Source organism: Zoogloea oryzae, from assembly GCF_030161255.1.
GTDB lineage: Bacteria > Pseudomonadota > Gammaproteobacteria > Burkholderiales > Rhodocyclaceae > Zoogloea > Zoogloea oryzae.
Genome location: NZ_BSPX01000090.1, coordinates 1 through 15123, shown reverse-complemented (window position 1 = coordinate 15123; position 15123 = coordinate 1). Strand labels below are relative to the sequence as shown.

Annotated in this window: 15 protein-coding genes; 7 read left to right on the top strand and 8 right to left on the bottom strand. The window is 68.1% G+C overall.

Annotated elements, in window-relative coordinates; translation table 11 throughout:
• The 4 genes from fdhE to fdnG form a co-directional block, all read right to left on the bottom strand.
• On the bottom strand, positions 1 to 402 hold a 402-nt coding region (gene fdhE / locus QQK25_RS20165), incomplete at its 3' end, for a formate dehydrogenase accessory protein FdhE domain-containing protein (RefSeq protein ID WP_284189568.1).
• Between the two features lie 103 nt (positions 403 to 505).
• Positions 506 to 1132, bottom strand: coding sequence for a formate dehydrogenase subunit gamma (locus QQK25_RS20160; RefSeq protein WP_284189567.1), 627 nt, complete (start codon positions 1130 to 1132; stop codon positions 506 to 508).
• Entirely contained in the window at positions 1129 to 2025 is an 897-nt protein-coding gene (fdxH, locus tag QQK25_RS20155) for a formate dehydrogenase subunit beta (RefSeq protein WP_284189566.1), read from the bottom strand. Before fdxH ends, QQK25_RS20160 begins: the two co-directional genes overlap by 4 nt.
• A 10-nt stretch (positions 2026 to 2035) precedes the next feature.
• Positions 2036 to 5107, bottom strand: a complete 3072-nt coding sequence (fdnG, locus tag QQK25_RS20150; RefSeq protein ID WP_284189565.1) for a formate dehydrogenase-N subunit alpha — start codon at positions 5105 to 5107, stop codon at positions 2036 to 2038.
• A 380-nt stretch (positions 5108 to 5487) separates the two neighbouring features.
• Between fdnG and QQK25_RS20145 the strand changes: the two genes are divergently transcribed.
• The 7 genes from QQK25_RS20145 (at position 5488) to QQK25_RS20115 (ending at position 12736) form a co-directional block, all read left to right on the top strand.
• Positions 5488 to 6369 carry a putative selenate ABC transporter substrate-binding protein gene (locus QQK25_RS20145; RefSeq protein ID WP_284189564.1) on the top strand — a complete coding sequence of 294 codons (882 nt, stop codon included), beginning with the start codon at positions 5488 to 5490 and terminating at the stop codon, positions 6367 to 6369.
• Between the two features lie 50 nt (positions 6370 to 6419).
• Entirely contained in the window at positions 6420 to 7226 is an 807-nt protein-coding gene (locus QQK25_RS20140; RefSeq protein WP_284189563.1) for a phosphonate ABC transporter ATP-binding protein, read from the top strand.
• A gap of 121 nt (positions 7227 to 7347) precedes the next feature.
• Positions 7348 to 8169, top strand: coding sequence for a PhnE/PtxC family ABC transporter permease (locus QQK25_RS20135; RefSeq protein WP_284189562.1), 822 nt, complete (start codon positions 7348 to 7350; stop codon positions 8167 to 8169).
• A gap of 124 nt (positions 8170 to 8293) precedes the next feature.
• Complete coding sequence (gene phnE, locus QQK25_RS20130) at positions 8294 to 9061, top strand: phosphonate ABC transporter, permease protein PhnE (RefSeq protein ID WP_284189561.1); 768 nt, start codon at positions 8294 to 8296, stop codon at positions 9059 to 9061.
• A gap of 98 nt (positions 9062 to 9159) precedes the next feature.
• Positions 9160 to 10824 carry an ABC1 kinase family protein gene (locus tag QQK25_RS20125; RefSeq protein ID WP_284189560.1) on the top strand — a complete coding sequence of 555 codons (1665 nt, stop codon included), beginning with the start codon at positions 9160 to 9162 and terminating at the stop codon, positions 10822 to 10824.
• Between the two features lie 45 nt (positions 10825 to 10869).
• On the top strand, positions 10870 to 11553 hold the full coding sequence (locus QQK25_RS20120) for an SDR family NAD(P)-dependent oxidoreductase (protein ID WP_284189559.1): 684 nt from the start codon (positions 10870 to 10872) through the stop codon (positions 11551 to 11553).
• A 79-nt stretch (positions 11554 to 11632) separates the two neighbouring features.
• The gene (locus tag QQK25_RS20115; protein WP_284189558.1) at positions 11633 to 12736 is read left to right on the top strand and encodes a type II restriction enzyme NmeDI-related protein; all 1104 of its coding nucleotides are present in this window, start codon (positions 11633 to 11635) and stop codon (positions 12734 to 12736) included.
• Between the two features lie 18 nt (positions 12737 to 12754).
• Here the strand turns inward: QQK25_RS20115 and QQK25_RS20110 are convergent, their stop codons facing one another.
• The 4 genes from QQK25_RS20110 to QQK25_RS20095 form a co-directional block, all read right to left on the bottom strand.
• Positions 12755 to 13291, bottom strand: a complete 537-nt coding sequence (locus tag QQK25_RS20110; protein ID WP_284189557.1) for a DUF2058 domain-containing protein — start codon at positions 13289 to 13291, stop codon at positions 12755 to 12757.
• A gap of 110 nt (positions 13292 to 13401) precedes the next feature.
• Positions 13402 to 13746 (bottom strand): (2Fe-2S) ferredoxin domain-containing protein, encoded by a 345-nt coding sequence (locus tag QQK25_RS20105; RefSeq protein ID WP_284189556.1) that lies wholly within the window; start codon positions 13744 to 13746, stop codon positions 13402 to 13404.
• The gene (cobJ, locus tag QQK25_RS20100) at positions 13743 to 14726 is read right to left on the bottom strand and encodes a precorrin-3B C(17)-methyltransferase (RefSeq protein ID WP_284189555.1); all 984 of its coding nucleotides are present in this window, start codon (positions 14724 to 14726) and stop codon (positions 13743 to 13745) included. Before cobJ ends, QQK25_RS20105 begins: the two co-directional genes overlap by 4 nt.
• Entirely contained in the window at positions 14723 to 15112 is a 390-nt protein-coding gene (locus QQK25_RS20095) for a cobalamin biosynthesis protein (RefSeq protein WP_284189569.1), read from the bottom strand. The genes cobJ and QQK25_RS20095 overlap by 4 nt, the downstream gene beginning before the upstream one ends.
• Between the last annotated feature and the right edge of the window lie 11 nt (positions 15113 to 15123).

The window sequence follows — 15123 nt, the reverse complement described above, 5'->3', positions numbered from 1 at the left end:
GTCGAGGCGGGCGCGGGGAAAGTCGGCCAGATCGGCCAGGGCGTTCTGGAGGCCGGCCGGGGCGTGGGGCGCCACTTCGGCGGCGATGGCCTGGAGCAGGTAGGCCCAGTCGGCCGGGAGCGCGGCGTCGTAGGCGCCGATGGGCGGCATGCCGTGCTGGCGGCAGCGTTGGAGGTGGGCGTCGTCGGGGCGGGTTTCGGGGGCGCGGTGGCGCAGCAGGGTGTCCTGGGCGTCGGCGATGTGGGCGGCGAAGCGCAGGAAGTCGCCCATCGCGTGGCCGTCGGCGAGCTGACGCAGGCGGGCGGCGCGCAGCGCAAACACGTCGGCGCCAGGGAGGCGGTGGGGCAGCTCGTCGGCGCCGGCCTGGACGGCGATTTCTTCGGGGGTGAGCAGATTCTGCATGGGCTTCCGGTGTCGGTGGCGGGGCGGGCATCAGCCCGGGTGCAGGGAAAAACACGCTGCCGGGCCGGAGCGGGCTCCGGCGCCGGCAGCGTTCCTCATGGCCTTACTTGCCGGTGACCTGGCGATACCAGGCCCGGTGGTGCTGCTTGGCCCAGGCGCGGGTGACGGTGCCGTAGAGCATCGCCCGGATGGTGCCGCGGACCCAGATCGCGGCATACACGTGCACGATGATCGCGACGATCATCAGCGCCGCGAACACCGCGTGGAGCAGCACGCCCACGCGTACCACGCCGATCGGGAAGCTGGCCGAGAAGTAGGCCCGCCAGATCACGATGCCGGAAACGAACAGCACCAGCATGGTGACGCCGAGGAACCAGAACAGCAGCTTCTGGCCGCCGTTGTACTTGCCCATCTCCGGCATGTTGTGGTCGTCGCCATCCACCATCTCCTTCGCCCGCCTGACCCATTCCCAGTCGGTGGGGGTCATGTGGTTGAGGGATTTGAAGCGGAAGAACATCACCACGAAGAACAGCATCATCACCACCCCGATGAAGGGGTGCAGGATGCGCGTCCAGGTGCCGCCACCGAACAGCAGGGTGAGCGGGAACAGCGCCGGGTGGAACAGGGCCAGGCCGGAGAGCGCGAGCAGGATGAAGCAGATGCCCGTGATCCAGTGGTTGGCCCGTTCGGAGGCGGTGTAGCGCTTGAGGTCGGACGGATCGCGGATCATTTTTCGCCCTCCAGTTCTTTCTCGACTTCGGCTTCGACTTCCTTCGAGACCTCGTTCGGGCCCTTCATCACGAAGTGGAACAGCCCGCCCAGCGCGGCCGCGGCGATGCCGGCCATGGCGATGGGCTTGGCGATGCTCTTCCACAGGGTGACGGTGGGCGCGATCGTCGGGTCGGCGGGGAGGCCGCTGTACAGGGTCGGCTTGTCGGCATGGTTGAGCACGTACATGACATGCGTGCCGCCCACCCCGGCCGGGTCGTACAGGCCGGCGTTCTTGTAGCCGCGCTCCTGGAGTTCGGACACCCGCTCGGCGGCCAGCTCCTTCATGTCTTCCTTGGAGCCGAAGCTGATCGAGCCGGTCGGGCAGACCTTCACGCACGCCGGCTCGAGCCCGACCGCGACGCGGTCGGAGCACAGCGTGCACTTGTAGGCCTTGCTGTCCTTCTTGGAGATGCGCGGCACGTTGAACGGGCAGCCGGTCACGCAGTAGCCGCAGCCGATGCAGTTTTCCTGGTGGAAATCCACGATCCCGTTGGCGTACTTGATGATGGCGCCCGGCGCCGGGCAGGCCTTCAGGCAGCCCGGATCCTCGCAGTGCATGCAGCCGTCCTTGCGGATCAGCCACTCGAGGCCGCGGTCTTCCGATTCGACCTCCGCGTAGCGCATGACCGTCCAGCTCTGGTCGGTCATGTCCCGCGGGTTGTCGTAGGTGCCGGCGCAGGTGCCGACTTCGTCCCGCAGGTCGTTCCACTGCATGCACGCCACCTGGCAGGCCTTGCAGCCGATGCACTTGGAGACGTCGATGAGCTTGGCGACCTCAAGGGTCTTGCGCGCCTGGGGCGGCTCGGTGGTCGTGGCCGAGCGCTTGGCGATGTCCAGTGATTGCAATGCCATGGCGATCTCCTCAGGCTTTCTCGACGTTGACCAGGAAGGACTTGAACTCCGGCGTCTGGGTGTTCCCGTCTCCCACGAAAGGCGTCAGGGTGTTGGTGATGTAGCCGTTCTTGGCGACACCCTTGAAACCCCAGTGGAGCGGAATCCCGACGTGGTGGACAGTCTTCCCGTCGACCTTGAGGGGCTGGATGCGCTTGGTCACCACCGCCACGGCCTTGATGTAGCCGCGGTTGGAGCTGACCTTCACCTTGTCGCCGGCGGCAATGCCCTTCTCCCTGGCCAGCGCCTCGCCGATCTCGACGAACTGCTCGGGCTGGGTGATGGCGTTGGACTCGACGTGCTTGGTCCAGTAGTGGAAGTGCTCGGTGAGCCGGTAGGTGGTTGCCGCGTACGGGAACTCCTTGGCGGTGCCGAAGGCTTCCATGTCGCCCTTGAACACGCGGGCCGCCGGGTTGGAGGTGGCCTTGGGGTTCTTCGGGTGCATCGGATTGACGCCGATCGGGGTCTCGAAGGGCTCGTAATGCTCGGGGAACGGGCCTTCGTTCATCATGCCGCGGGCAAAGAAGCGCGCCACGCCTTCGGGGTTCATGATGAAGGGGCCCATGCCGTCTTCAGGGGCGGAATCCACCTTGAAGTCGGGCACGTCGGAACCCACCCACTTGCTGCCGGCGGCATCCCACCAGACCTGCTTGCGCTTGGCGTCCCACGGCTTGCCGGCGGGATCGGCGGCGGCGCGGTTGTAGAGGATGCGCCGGTTGGCCGGCCACGCGAAGGCCCAGCCCAGGGTCTGCCCGTTGTGGAAGGGATCGGCGTTGTCGCGCCGGGCCATCATGTTGCCCTTTTCCGTCCAGGCGCCGGAGAAGATCCAGCAGCCGCAGGCGGTGGAGCCGTCGTCCTTGAGCTGGGCGAAGCCATCGAGCAGCTCGCCGGCCTTCTTGATGACCTTGGTCGGGTCCTTCGGATCGACCAGATCGGCCAGCGCCTTGCCGTTGTACTCCTTGGCGAGTTCTTCGGGCGAGGGCTCGTGGGGCAGCTTGTACGGCCACGAAAGATTGACGATCGGATCCGGGAAGGCGCCGCCGTCCTTCTTGTACATCTCGCGCAGGCGCAGGAACAGGCCGGCCATGATCTCCGGGTCGGTGCGGGCCTCACCGGGGGGCTCGGCGCCCTTCCAGTGCCACTGCAGCCAGCGGCCGGAGTTGATGATCGCGCCGTCTTCCTCGGCGAAGCAGGTGGTCGGCAGGCGGAACACCGTGGTCTGGATCTTGGCCGGGTCCACGTCGTTGAACTCGCCGTGGTTCTGCCAGAACTCGGAGGTCTCGGTGGCCAGCGGGTCCATGATGACCAGGAACTTGAGCTTCGACAGCGCCGCGCTCACCTTGGCCTTGTTGGGGAAGGAGTTGAGCGGGTTGAAGCCCTGGGCGAAGTAGCCGTTCATCTTGCCCTGGTGCATCAGCTCGAAGACCTGCAGCACGTCGTAGGTCTTGTCGAGCTTGGGCAGGTAGTCGAAGCACCAGTTGTTCTCGCGGGTGGCGGCGTTGCCGTACCAGGCCTTCATCAGGCTCACGTGGAACTTGCCGTAGTTCTGCCAGTACGACAGCTGCCCCGGCCGCATGGGCTTGGGCGCCCGCTTGGCGATGTAGGCGTCGTAGTCGGTCTCCTTCTCGCCGGGCAGGGTCATGTAGCCGGGGAGCAGGTTCGACAGCAGACCCAGGTCGGTGAGGCCCTGGATGTTGGAGTGACCGCGCAGCGCGTTGACGCCACCACCGGCCCGGCCGATGTTGCCCAGCAGCAGCTGCATCATCGCCGCGGTGCGGATGATCTGCGAGCCCACGCTGTGCTGGGTCCAGCCCAGGGCGTAGAGGATCGTCATCACCCGGTCGGGCGTGTGGGTCGAGCCGAGCAGCTCGGCCACCTGCAGGAACTTGGCCTTCGGCGTGCCGCAGATGTTCTCCACCACTTCCGGCGTGTAGCGGGAGAAGTGGGTCTTCATCAGGTTCCAGACGCAGCGCGGGTTTTCCAGCGTCGGGTCGGTCTTGACGAAGCCGTCCTCGCCCATCTGGTAATCCCAGCCGGACTTGTCGTACTTGCGCTTCTCGGCGTCGTAGCCGGAGAAGAAGCCGTCCTCGAAGGCGAACTCGTCTTTCACGAGGTAGCTCATGTCGGTGTAGGACTTGATGTAGTCCAGGTGCACCTTGTTGCTGTTGATCAGGTAGTTGATGACGCCGCCCAGGAAGGCGATGTCGGTGCCGGTGCGGATCGGCGCATAGACGTCAGCCAGCGCGGCGGAGCGCGTGAAACGCGGGTCCACGACCACCAGCCGGGCCTTGTTCTTGGCCTTTGCTTCGGTCACCCATTTGAAGCCGCAGGGATGGGCTTCGGCAGCGTTGCCGCCCATGATCAGGATCACGTCCGCATTCTTGATGTCGGTCCAGTGATTGGTCATGGCGCCGCGGCCATACGTCGGGGCAAGACTTGCCACCGTCGGGCCGTGTCAGACACGCGCTTGGTTGTCGAATGCGAGCATTCCCAGGTTACGCACCACCTTGTGGGTGATGTAGCCGGCCTCGTTGCTGGAGGCGGAGGCGGCGAGGAAACCGGTGGTGAGCCAGCGGTTCACGGTCGCGCCATCGGCGTTCTTCGCGATGAAGTTGGCGTCGCGGTCTTCCTTGACCAGCTTGGCGATGCGGGTGAAGGCCTCGTCCCAGCCGATGCGCTTCCATTCCTTGGTGCCGGGTTCGCGCACTTCCGGGTACTTCAGCCGGTTCTTGCTGTGCACGAAGTCGAGGAGGCCAGCGCCCTTCGGGCACAGGCTGCCGCGGTTGACCGGGTGATCCGGGTCGCCCTCGATGTGGATGATCTCGGCGTGGGCGTTCTTGGCCTTGTCACCCAGGCTGTACATGATGATGCCGCACCCGACCGAACAATACGGACAGGTGTTGCGCGTTTCCGTGGTGCGCGCGAGCTTGAAGGTTCTTACTTCGGCGAGGGCCGCAGTGGGCGAAAAGCCCATCGCGACCAGACTCGATCCGGTCAAGCCCCCGGCGGCCACCTTGAAGAACTGGCGCCGTGAGAGTTGCATGTTGTGTCTTCCTCCTCTGGTTGATTTGGCGACTAGCGGAAAAACTTCGTCTTGATGCATTGCAAGCGCTGCGCCAGCGTCGGCTTCCTTTTCAATCAAGGGTTTGAGGATGAAGCGGGGGTGTTTCAGGGACATTTTGTCCATTGGCTGGACAGAATGACCCTGAAAGCGCCGCCGCCCGCGGTCCGATTCAAAAATCTGGCGTCTGGCCTGTTCACTCCGGCGGTGTCCGTCGCTATAGTCCGCCCCGCGGTCTGTGTACCGCTTCAAGCGTGACGAGCGGGGCTGCCGTGTGCTGGCCCCGGAAACTTAAGCCGGGGCCGTTCTCCCCCGTCCCGGCGGCTGGCGTCGTGTTGCGATGCCGTTTTGAGGAGCTGTCGATGACTTCCGTGCCCTTTGCCCGGCGCGCGCTGCTGCGCGCCTTTGTCGTTTCTGCCCTGGCCGCCACGGCCGGCCTGCCCCTCGCCGCCCAGGCCGAGGACGTGCTGCGCGTCTCGGCGATCCCCGACGAAGCGCCCACCGAGCTGCAGCGCAAGTTCGCCCCGCTGGGCGCGTATCTCGAGCAGGAAACCGGGATGAAGGTCGTCTTCGTGCCGGTGACCGACTACGCCGCAGTGGTCGAAGCCCTCGCCACCCGCAAGCTCGACATGGCCTGGCTGGGCGGCTTCACCTTCGTGCAGGCCAAGATCCGCACCGGCGGCACCGCCGTGCCGCTGGTTCAGCGCGCCGAGGACGCGAAGTTCACCTCGCGCTTCATCACCGCCAACGACAGCATCAAGAGCTTCGCCGACCTGAAGGGCAAGACCTTCGCCTTCGGCGCGCCCTCCTCCACCTCCGGCCACCTGATGCCGCGTTACTTCCTGGGCCAGGAAGGCATCAACCCGGACAAGGATTTCAAGACGGTCGCCTTCTCGGGCGCCCACGACGCCACCGTCGCCTTCGTGCAGGGCGGCAAGGTGGATGCCGGCGTGCTCAATGCCTCGGTGTGGGACAAGCTGGTCGAGCAGAAGAAGGTGGATACCAGCAAGGTCCGCGTGTTCGCCACCACGCCGCCCTACTTCGACTACAACTGGACGGTGCGCGGCGATCTCGACCCGAAGATCCAGGACAAGCTCAAGCAGGCCTTCCTGAAGCTCGACCCGGCCAACCCGGCCCACAAGGAAATCATGGCCCTGCAACGCGCCAGCAAGTTCATCCCCACCAAGGCGGAGAACTACAAGGGCATCGAAACCGCCGCCCACGCGGCCGGCCTGCTGAAGTAAGGGGCGCGCCCGGCGCGGGAGCCTCCCCGCCGGGCCACCAAGAGATCACCATGAAGCTTTCCCTCGAAGGCGTCGGCCTCGTTCACGCCAACGGTCACCCGGCGCTGCAGTGGATCGACCTGCAGGTCGAGGCCGGCGAACGGGTGGCGCTGATCGGCGCGTCCGGCGCCGGCAAGACCACCCTGCTGCGGGTGCTCGCCGCGTCCCTGCGCCCGAGCGGAGGGCGGCTGCGGATGGCAGGGGGCGACCCGTGGGCGGCGTCGCCGGCGGCTTTGCGCCAGCTGCGCGCGCGCATCGGCCACGTCCATCAGGCGCCGCCGATTCCGCCCCGCCAGCGGGTCGTCACCGCCGTGCAGGCCGGCCGGCTCGGGCAGTGGCCGCTGTGGAAATCCCTGGCCTCGCTGGTGCTGCCGGCGGACGCCGAAGGTGCGCGGCGCGAACTCGCCCGCCTCGATCTGGCCGACAAGCTCTTCGAACGCTGCGACCGCCTCTCCGGCGGCCAGCTCCAGCGGGTGGCGCTGGCCCGCGTGCTGTACCAGCAGCCCGATCTGCTGCTCGCCGACGAGCCGGTGTCGGCGATGGACCCGGCGCTGTCCGAACTCACCGTGGCCCTGCTGAACGAAGAGGCCGCTCGCCGCGGCGTGACCCTCGTGGCCAGCCTCCACGCGGTGGATCTGGCCCTGCGGCACTTTCCGCGGGTGGTGGGCGTGAAGGACGGCGGCGTGCTGTTCGACCTGCCCGCCAGCCAGGTGACCGAAGCCCAGCTGCGCGAGCTCTACGCCGCCGAGGGCGGGCTGCCGATCGCCGGGGCACCCGCCTCGGCAATCGTCGACCTTTCGCCGCTGCGCTGCTCATGAGCGGGATGCGTCCCTTCGTAGGTCGGCCTGTAGGTCGGACTTCAGTCCGACAAATCCCTCCATGCTCGACGCGTGATGTCGGACTGAAGTCCGACCTACAGGATTTACAGGGGCGCCAGCGATGAGCGCCTCTGTCCGCGATCCCGCCGCCCTGCCCCGCCTGGGCTGGACGCTCGTCGCGCTGGTGCTGCTGTGGCCGCTGCTGCGGCTCACCGACTTCCGTCCGGCGGCGCTGTTCGACGACGGCAACCTGAACGCGATGGGGCATTTCGTCGGCGGGTTCCTGCCGATGGAGACTTCGCCGGATTTCCTCGCCCTGCTCGGCAAGGCGACCCTCGAAACCCTGGCGATGGCCACCGCCGGCGTGGCCTTGGCCTTCGTGCTGGCCGTGCCGCTGGGTCTGGCGATGACCCGCAGCCTGTCGGTGTCGCGCCTCGGGCCGGGGCGGGGAGGCTGGATCGGCCAGCTGCTGCGGGCGCTGGTGCGGGCCGTGCTAGCGGTGCTGCGTGGCGTGCCGGAGCTGGTGTGGGCGCTGCTCTTCGTGCGCGTCTTCGGCCTGGGCGCGGCGGCCGGCGTGCTGGCGCTGGGCATCACCTACGGCGGCATGCTCGGCAAGGTGTATGGCGAGATCCTCGAATCCACCGACGACCAGCCCACCCGCGCCCTGCTCGGAGCCGGCAGCGGGCGCCTCGCGGCCTTCTGCTACGGCTTGCTGCCCAACGCCGGGCAGGAGCTCGTGTCCTACACCGTGTATCGCTGGGAGTGCGCGGTGCGCGCCTCGGTGGTGATGGGCTTCGTGGGCGCCGGCGGCCTCGGCCAGCTGATGGACCAGTCCATGAAGATGCTCAATGGTGGCGAGGCGGCGACCATCCTGGCCACCTTCCTGGTGCTGGTGGTGGCGGCCGACGCGATCTCCGAGCTGCTGCGGCGGAGGCTGGCATGAGCGTGGGCTTCCGTAGCTCAGGCTGTAGGTCGGACTTCAGTCCGACAAACTGCTGCCTGCCCGATGCGCGCTGTCGGACTGAAGTCCGACCTACAGGTGATCGACGCTGCGTTGGGAGGCTGCGATGAAACCCGGCGTCTCCCTCGGCGGCCTCGCCGCGATCGTGCTGGTGCTGGCGGCGGTGGCGGGCAGCTTCGCCTACCTGGACATGCCGCTGGGTGCGCTGTTCACCGGCGCCGCGGCGGGCGAGGCGGTGGCTTTCGTGCAGCGCTTCTTCCCGCCGGATCTGTCGGCGGATTTCCTCGCCAAGGTGGGCGCCGCGGCGCTGGAGACGCTGGCGATCTCGCTGGTCAGCACGCTGCTGGCGGCCGTTGCCGGGGCACTCCTGGCGATGCCGGCGGCGGGCCGTCAGGGGCGGGCGGTGCGTCGGGGCGCGCGCTTTGCGCTCAATCTGCTGCGTTCGGTGCCGGAGCTGGTGTGGGCGACGCTGATGGTGCTGGCGGCGGGCCTCGGCCCGTTTGCGGGCACCCTGGCGCTGGCGCTCCACACCACCGGCGTGCTCGGCCGGCTGTTTGCCGAAGCACTGGAGAACGCCCCGCCGGCCCCGGCCCAGGCGCTGGCGGAAGGCGGCACGCCGTCGGTCGCAGCCTTCCTGTACGGCACGCTGCCGCTGGTCGCGCCCCAATGGCTGGCCTATAGCTTGTACCGCTGGGAGATGAACATCCGGATGGCGGCGATCCTCGGTTTCGTGGGCGCCGGCGGGCTGGGCGGGCTGCTCTACTACAGCCTGTCGCTGTTCCACGAGGCCCAGGCCAGCACGGTGATCCTCGCCATGCTGGCGATGGCCATCGCGGTGGATGGCGCCAGCGCCTGGCTGCGCCGCAAGGCCTGATCGCGCGTGCCCCTCCCGGGGGCTTTCGATCTGGATTACCCTAGGGCGATGCCCTGCCTCGATCCGCATTTCGTCCATCTGCCCCGGAGCCGCCGCTGATGCTGTGGGAAGCCCTCGGTGCCGCCCGCGATCTCGGGCGCGTCCATGACATCGCCGCGGTGCTCATCCGCTACGGCTTCGGCGATCTCGTCCAGCGTCTGGGCATGGCGCGGGCGCTGGAGCGGGCCGGCAAGGTGTTGCATCTGCGTGGCCAGGACGACATCGCCCGGCTCGAACCGGCCGCCCGGGTGCGCCGCGCGCTGGAGGAACTCGGCCCCACCTTCGTGAAGCTCGGGCAGATCCTCGCCACCCGCGCCGATCTGTTTCCGCCGGACTGGATCGCCGAGTTCGGCAAGCTGCAGGACGCGGCGCCGGCGGTGCCCTTCGAGGCCATCCGCGCCCAGCTGGCCGAAGACCTGGGCGATCTGCCCGAAAACATCTTCGCCGAACTCGACACCACGCCCCTGGCCGCGGCCAGCCTGGCCCAGGTGCATCGGGCGCGGCTGGCGGACGGTACGCCGGTGGCGCTCAAGGTGCGCCGGCCGGGCATCCGCCCGGTGATCGAGGCGGACCTGCGTCTGCTCGCCCGGCTGGCCGAGATCGTCGAGGCGGAGGCGCCGGACCTGCGCCGCTACCGCCCCCGCGAGGTGGTCCGCCAGTTTGCCCACTCGTTGCGCCGGGAACTGGATTTCTCGGCCGAAGGGCGCAACGCCGAGCGCATTGCGGCGAGCTTCGCGGATCAGCCCGAGATCGTCGTGCCGCGCATCCACTGGCAATGGTCGGGCGAACGGCTCAACGTGCAGGACTTCATCGAGGGCGTGCCCGGCCGGGCGGTGGCGGCGCTGCCCGAGGGCTTCGACCGCCGTCTGCTGGCCCGGCGTGGCGCCCGCGCGGTGCTCAAGATGGTGCTGGAGGACGGCTTCTTCCACGCCGATCCGCACCAGGGCAACGTGTTCTACCTGCCGGACAACCGGCTCGCCTTCATCGACTTCGGGATGGTCGGGCGCCTGCCCGAGGCCCGCCGCTACGAGGTGGCCGAGCTGCTCCACGGGCTGGTGGACCGGGATGGCGGGCTGGTCACCCAGGTGCTGCTGGGCTGGAGCGACGCGGCCGAGGCCGACAGCGAATCCCTGCGTGCCGACATCGACCGCTTTGTGGATGAGTACCACGGCGTGCCCCTCAAACAGCTGGATTTCGGCGCCATGCTGGGCGACGTGGTGGGCATCCTGCGCGAGCACGGCCTGGCCCTGCCGCCCGATCTGGCGCTGATGATCAAGGCCTTCATCACCCTCGAAGGCCTGGGCCGCCAGCTCGACCCGGATTTCGACATCGCCGGCGAGGCCGCGCCCTATCTGCGCGAGGTGATCCTCGCCCACCACGCGCCGGACGCCATCGCCAAGCGCGGCTGGCGCGGGCTGGTGTCGGTGGCCGACCTGCTGGCCGGGCTGCCCCACGATCTGGCCCGCCTGCTGCGCATCGCCCGCCGGGGCAGCCTGAAGCTGGAGGTGGACGTGCCGCCCCTCAAGGCCTTCGGCGACCAGCTCGACCGGGCCGCCAGCCGGCTGACCATGGGCATCGTCACCGCCGCGCTGATCGTCGGCTCGTCCATCGCGCTGACGGTCAATCGCAGCGATTCGGTGTCGCTGATCGGGCTCTTGGGATTTGTGGGCGCGATGCTGGGCGGGCTGTGGGTGCTGGTGTCGGTGTGGCGCGGCGGGCGCTGATCCGGCCCGGCAGGTTTTTTCTGAGTGAAGACAGGAGGCGCTGAAATGTCGAATCCGATGTTGACCGGAAAACGGGTGCTCGTCACCCACGCGGACCAGTTCATGGGGCCGGTGTTGTGCTCGGTGCTGGCGCGGCATGGCGCCAACGTCATCCACAGCACCGATCCGCTGCGGGCGCCCGGTGCCGTCGAGGCGATGGTGGCCGCAGCCGGGCCGATCGACGTGCTGGTCGCCAACCTGGCGATCGCCGCGCCCACCACGGCGGCCACCGACGTGACCGAGGACGAATGGCAGGACTGCTTCGACGCGCTGGTCCATCCGCTGGCCCGCCTGTGCCGGGCGGTGCTGCCGGCGATGATCGAACGCCGCGCTGGCAAGATCGTGGTGATGGGCAGCGCCTCGGCCCTGCGCGGCATCAAGCGCGCGTCCAGCTACAGCGCCGCCCGTGGCGCCCAGCTGGCCTACGTGCAGGCGGTGGGCGTGGAGGTGGCGCCCCACAACGTGCAGATCAATGCCATCGCCCAGAACTTCGTGGATAACCCCACCTACTTCCCGCCCGAAGTCCAGGCCAACCCACGCTTCCAGGAACGCCTGAAACGCGAGGTGCCCCTGGGCCGGCTGGTGGGCGCCGAGGAAGACGCCGAGTTCGCCGCCTACCTGTGCAGCGACGCCGCCAACTGCTTCGTGGGGCAGGTGTTTCCGATGTGCGGCGGGTGGGTGCCGCGCTAGCGCAACTCAATTTTTCATTCGCCCGGATCCGTGATCCGGCGCAGCCAAGGGCCCTGACGCCCCTCGAGAACGCACGGCGATGACTTATTTTGTCGATATCTTTTCTGTTGAGACCTACGAGGAATTCTCGAGCACCGACAAGCGGGTTTGTGGTTTCCATCCAGGCCGGCGGGCCTGGGTTGCCAAGATCAGGCCTGGCGACAAGATCGTCTGCTACCTGAAAGGCCTGTCCTGCTGGGTTGGCATCCTCGAAGTCACGGGTGCCATGTTCGAGGCAGAGCCGGGGGCAGAGGCTGTCGGCGAGTATTCGCTGCAGTTTCCGTGTGCGCCGATCGTCTGGCTGGAGCGGGGCGCGCTCGTTCCGATCAAGCGCAAGGATCTGTGGAGCGCCCTTTCTTTCACGAAGGATGTGGAACCCGGCGCGGGCGGCTGGAATGCCGTCCTGCGCAGCAGCGGCGTGAGGCTCGCCGAGGCCGATGGCCAGATCGTCGAAGCGCGACTGCTTGCCCAGGCCACCGACCCGATCCCGGACGGCATCACCTGCGATGAGTGGGAGAAGAAGCGCAGCTACAGGATGACCAACGCCGGCGGAAAGGCCGTGTCGGTCAACATTCCGGAGCCGGAATCCGCCGATGACGGGAGCACCGTGGAGGCGGGCCAGGTCCGCACCTCCCACAAGATGCAGGCGCTGCTCGCGGATATCGGTCTGGCGATGGGGTTCGAGGTGTGGATTCCGAAGGCCGACAAGGAAGCCGTTGCTTCCGAGATGGAGGCGCCCAGGCTGCTCGGCCAGCTGCCCCACGCGCAGTTCTCGGAGCCCGCCATCAAGACGGTCGAGCAGATCGACGTGCTGTGGCTGCAGAAGAAATCCATCGTCCGCGCCTTCGAGGTGGAGCACACCACCGCCATCTACTCGGGCTTGCTGCGGATGGCGGATCTACTCGCCCTGCAGCCCAACTTTCATACGAAGCTGCACATCGTCGCGCCCGAGGAGCGTCGCCGGAAGGTGTTTCAGGAGCTGCGCCGCCCGGCGTTTGCCATCTTCAACCAGGGCGCGTTGTCGAAGCTGTGCACCTATCTGCCCTACGAGAAGGTTCAGCAGCTCGCGGATGACCCGAACCTCGAATACCTGAAGCAGGAAGTGCTCGACAAGTTCGAGGAGTCGGCGGCCGAGGCGGATTAGCGCCCCGGCGTCAGCCGCTCACCACATCAGGTCATCCGGCACCTGGAAGGCGGCGTAGGGGTCGTCTTCGTCCACGTCGGTGCTGGCTTTCTTCACGCGGACGACGATGTTGGGGTCGCGTTCGGCGATCTTGTCGGCGATGACCTTGGGTACCAGCTCGGCGGTCTCGCCCTGGCAGACGATCACCAGATGCCCGGCGACGATGTGGGCCTGGACGGCGGCGGAGACGTACATCCGCTTGATCTTGCCGTCGTGGGTGTAGTTGTAGGCGATGTCGCCGCGGCCCTTGTCCTGGCGGTTCTGTTTGACCATCTGGACGATCTGGGCGGCGATGGCCTTCTGCAGCGCGGCGGCGTCGCGCTGGGCGTTGAGCTCGCGGGCGCGCTCGGCGTTCTTGCGCTGGGTTTCGAGGGCGGCGAGGCGAGCCTCGTCGACGCTCTCGGTGCCGGTGCGGCGTTCGATCTTCTTCTGCCGGGCCTTGTCCTGGTTGGTCTGCTTGACCTTGTTCTTGTCGACCAGGCCGGCTTTCAAAAATTGTTCCTGCAAAGAGGCCATGTGTGCGCCACCCCGTGAGATGAAGTTGGCCGGCGCGGGCTGCGATGCCGGCCGGCGGGAAGGCGGCAGGATAGCAAAAATGCGGGGGCTGCCGCCCGTGGTGGCGCGCTTCAGAGGCTGTCGTGGTCGCTCTGGTGGAAGACGTGCTCCGCCACCGGCCGGCCGCCGACGAGGTGCTCGTGGATGATGCGCTCCATCACCGCGTCGGTGACGCCGTAGTACCAGGTGCCGTCGGGCTGCACGCACAGGATCGGGCCGCCCTTGCAGGCGGCGAAACAGGCGGTGCGGGTGCGTTTGACGCGGAGGTCGCCGGCATCGAGCCCGGCGGCCTTGAGGCGGGGCCCGAGGCTGTCGAAGAGGGCCTGGGCCTGGCCGTCGGTGGTGCAGCGGGGGCCGGTGCACACCAGCAGGTGGTGGCGATAGGCGCCGATGCGGGGTTTGACGGGTTCGCTCATGCGTCGGCTCCGGCGGGTTCGTCGGCGGCTTCGGAGGCGAGGGGTTCGGCCAGCAGGGCGGCGATGTAGTCCTCGGGCAGCCGGTGGAGGGCGGCCAGCTCGGCGGCGCCGAGGCCGCTGGCGTGAAGGCCGGCGCGCCAGCCGTCGAGGCCGGTGGACAGCGATCGGCCAGCCTGCTCGCCGGCGTGGGTGGTGCCGCTGTCCACGTCGTACTTGTTGCTGTAGCCCCGCGGCGTGACCATCAGCCCGTGGCGGATGAAGGTGTTGGAGTTGCCGATGAGCACCGTGGAGAGCATGCCGATGTCGCACTCGGTCATCTTTTCGAGGGTGGTGAATTCGATGCGCTGCTTGGGGCGGTAGGCCGACTTGACGATGGCGACCGGGGTGTCGGGGCGGCGGTGACGCAGGAAGAGGCGGCGCGCTTCGACGATCTGGCCGGTGCGGCGGCCGCTCTTGGGGTTGTACAGGGCGACGACGAAATCGGCGTAGGCCACGGCGTCGAGCCGGCGGGCGATGGTCGGCCACGGGGTGAGCAGGTCCGACAGGCTGATGGCGCAGAAATCATGGGTGAGCGGCGCGCCGACCAGCGCAGCGCAGGTGTTGAGCGCCGAGGCGCCGGGGATGATCTCCACGTCGATGCCGCTGTCGGGCGTCCAGCCAGCCTGGAACAGCACCTCGAAGGTGGGCCCGGCCATGCCGTACACGCCGGCGTCGCCGGAGGAGATCAGCGCGACCTTCCTGCCGGCGCGGGCGCGCTCGAAGGCTTCGATGGCCCGGTCGAGCTCTTCGGTCATCGATTTCTTGATGACTTCCTTGCCGTCGAGCAGGTCGGCCACCAGGCGGATGTAGGTGACGTAGCCGATGACGGTGTCGGCTTCGGCAATGGCCGCGCGGGCGCGGGCGGTGAGGTGGGCGTGGCTGCCGGGGCCGAGGCCCACCAGCATGATCCGGCCGCCGGACGGGGTGGAGGTGTCGCTCATTGGGGAATCCTTGCGATGGAGACGGTGGCGTTGCGGCCGTCGGGGCCGCGGAACTTGAGTTTTTCGACGATCAGCTGGTCCATGCCGGCGCCGGCCGCGAGCAGCGCCGCGGCTTCGGAGACCGAGGGCGTGCCGGTGTATTTGCGGACGGTTTCGGAGGGGTGCGGCACCGGCACGACGGCCAGCGCGGCGGCGGGGTAGAAGCGGATCGTCCAGCCCTGCCAGTCGGCCAGGGCGTGCAGGCCGGGCTCGTCGGCCTTGAGGTCGATGCTGGCCACCGCGGCCACGTCGGCGAGGGTGGCGCCGCAGCGGGCGAGGGCGTCCACCACCGCCCACACGAGGGTGGTGGCCGGCGTGCCCCGGTCGCAGCCGAGGCCGAGGGCGATCGGGCTGCTCA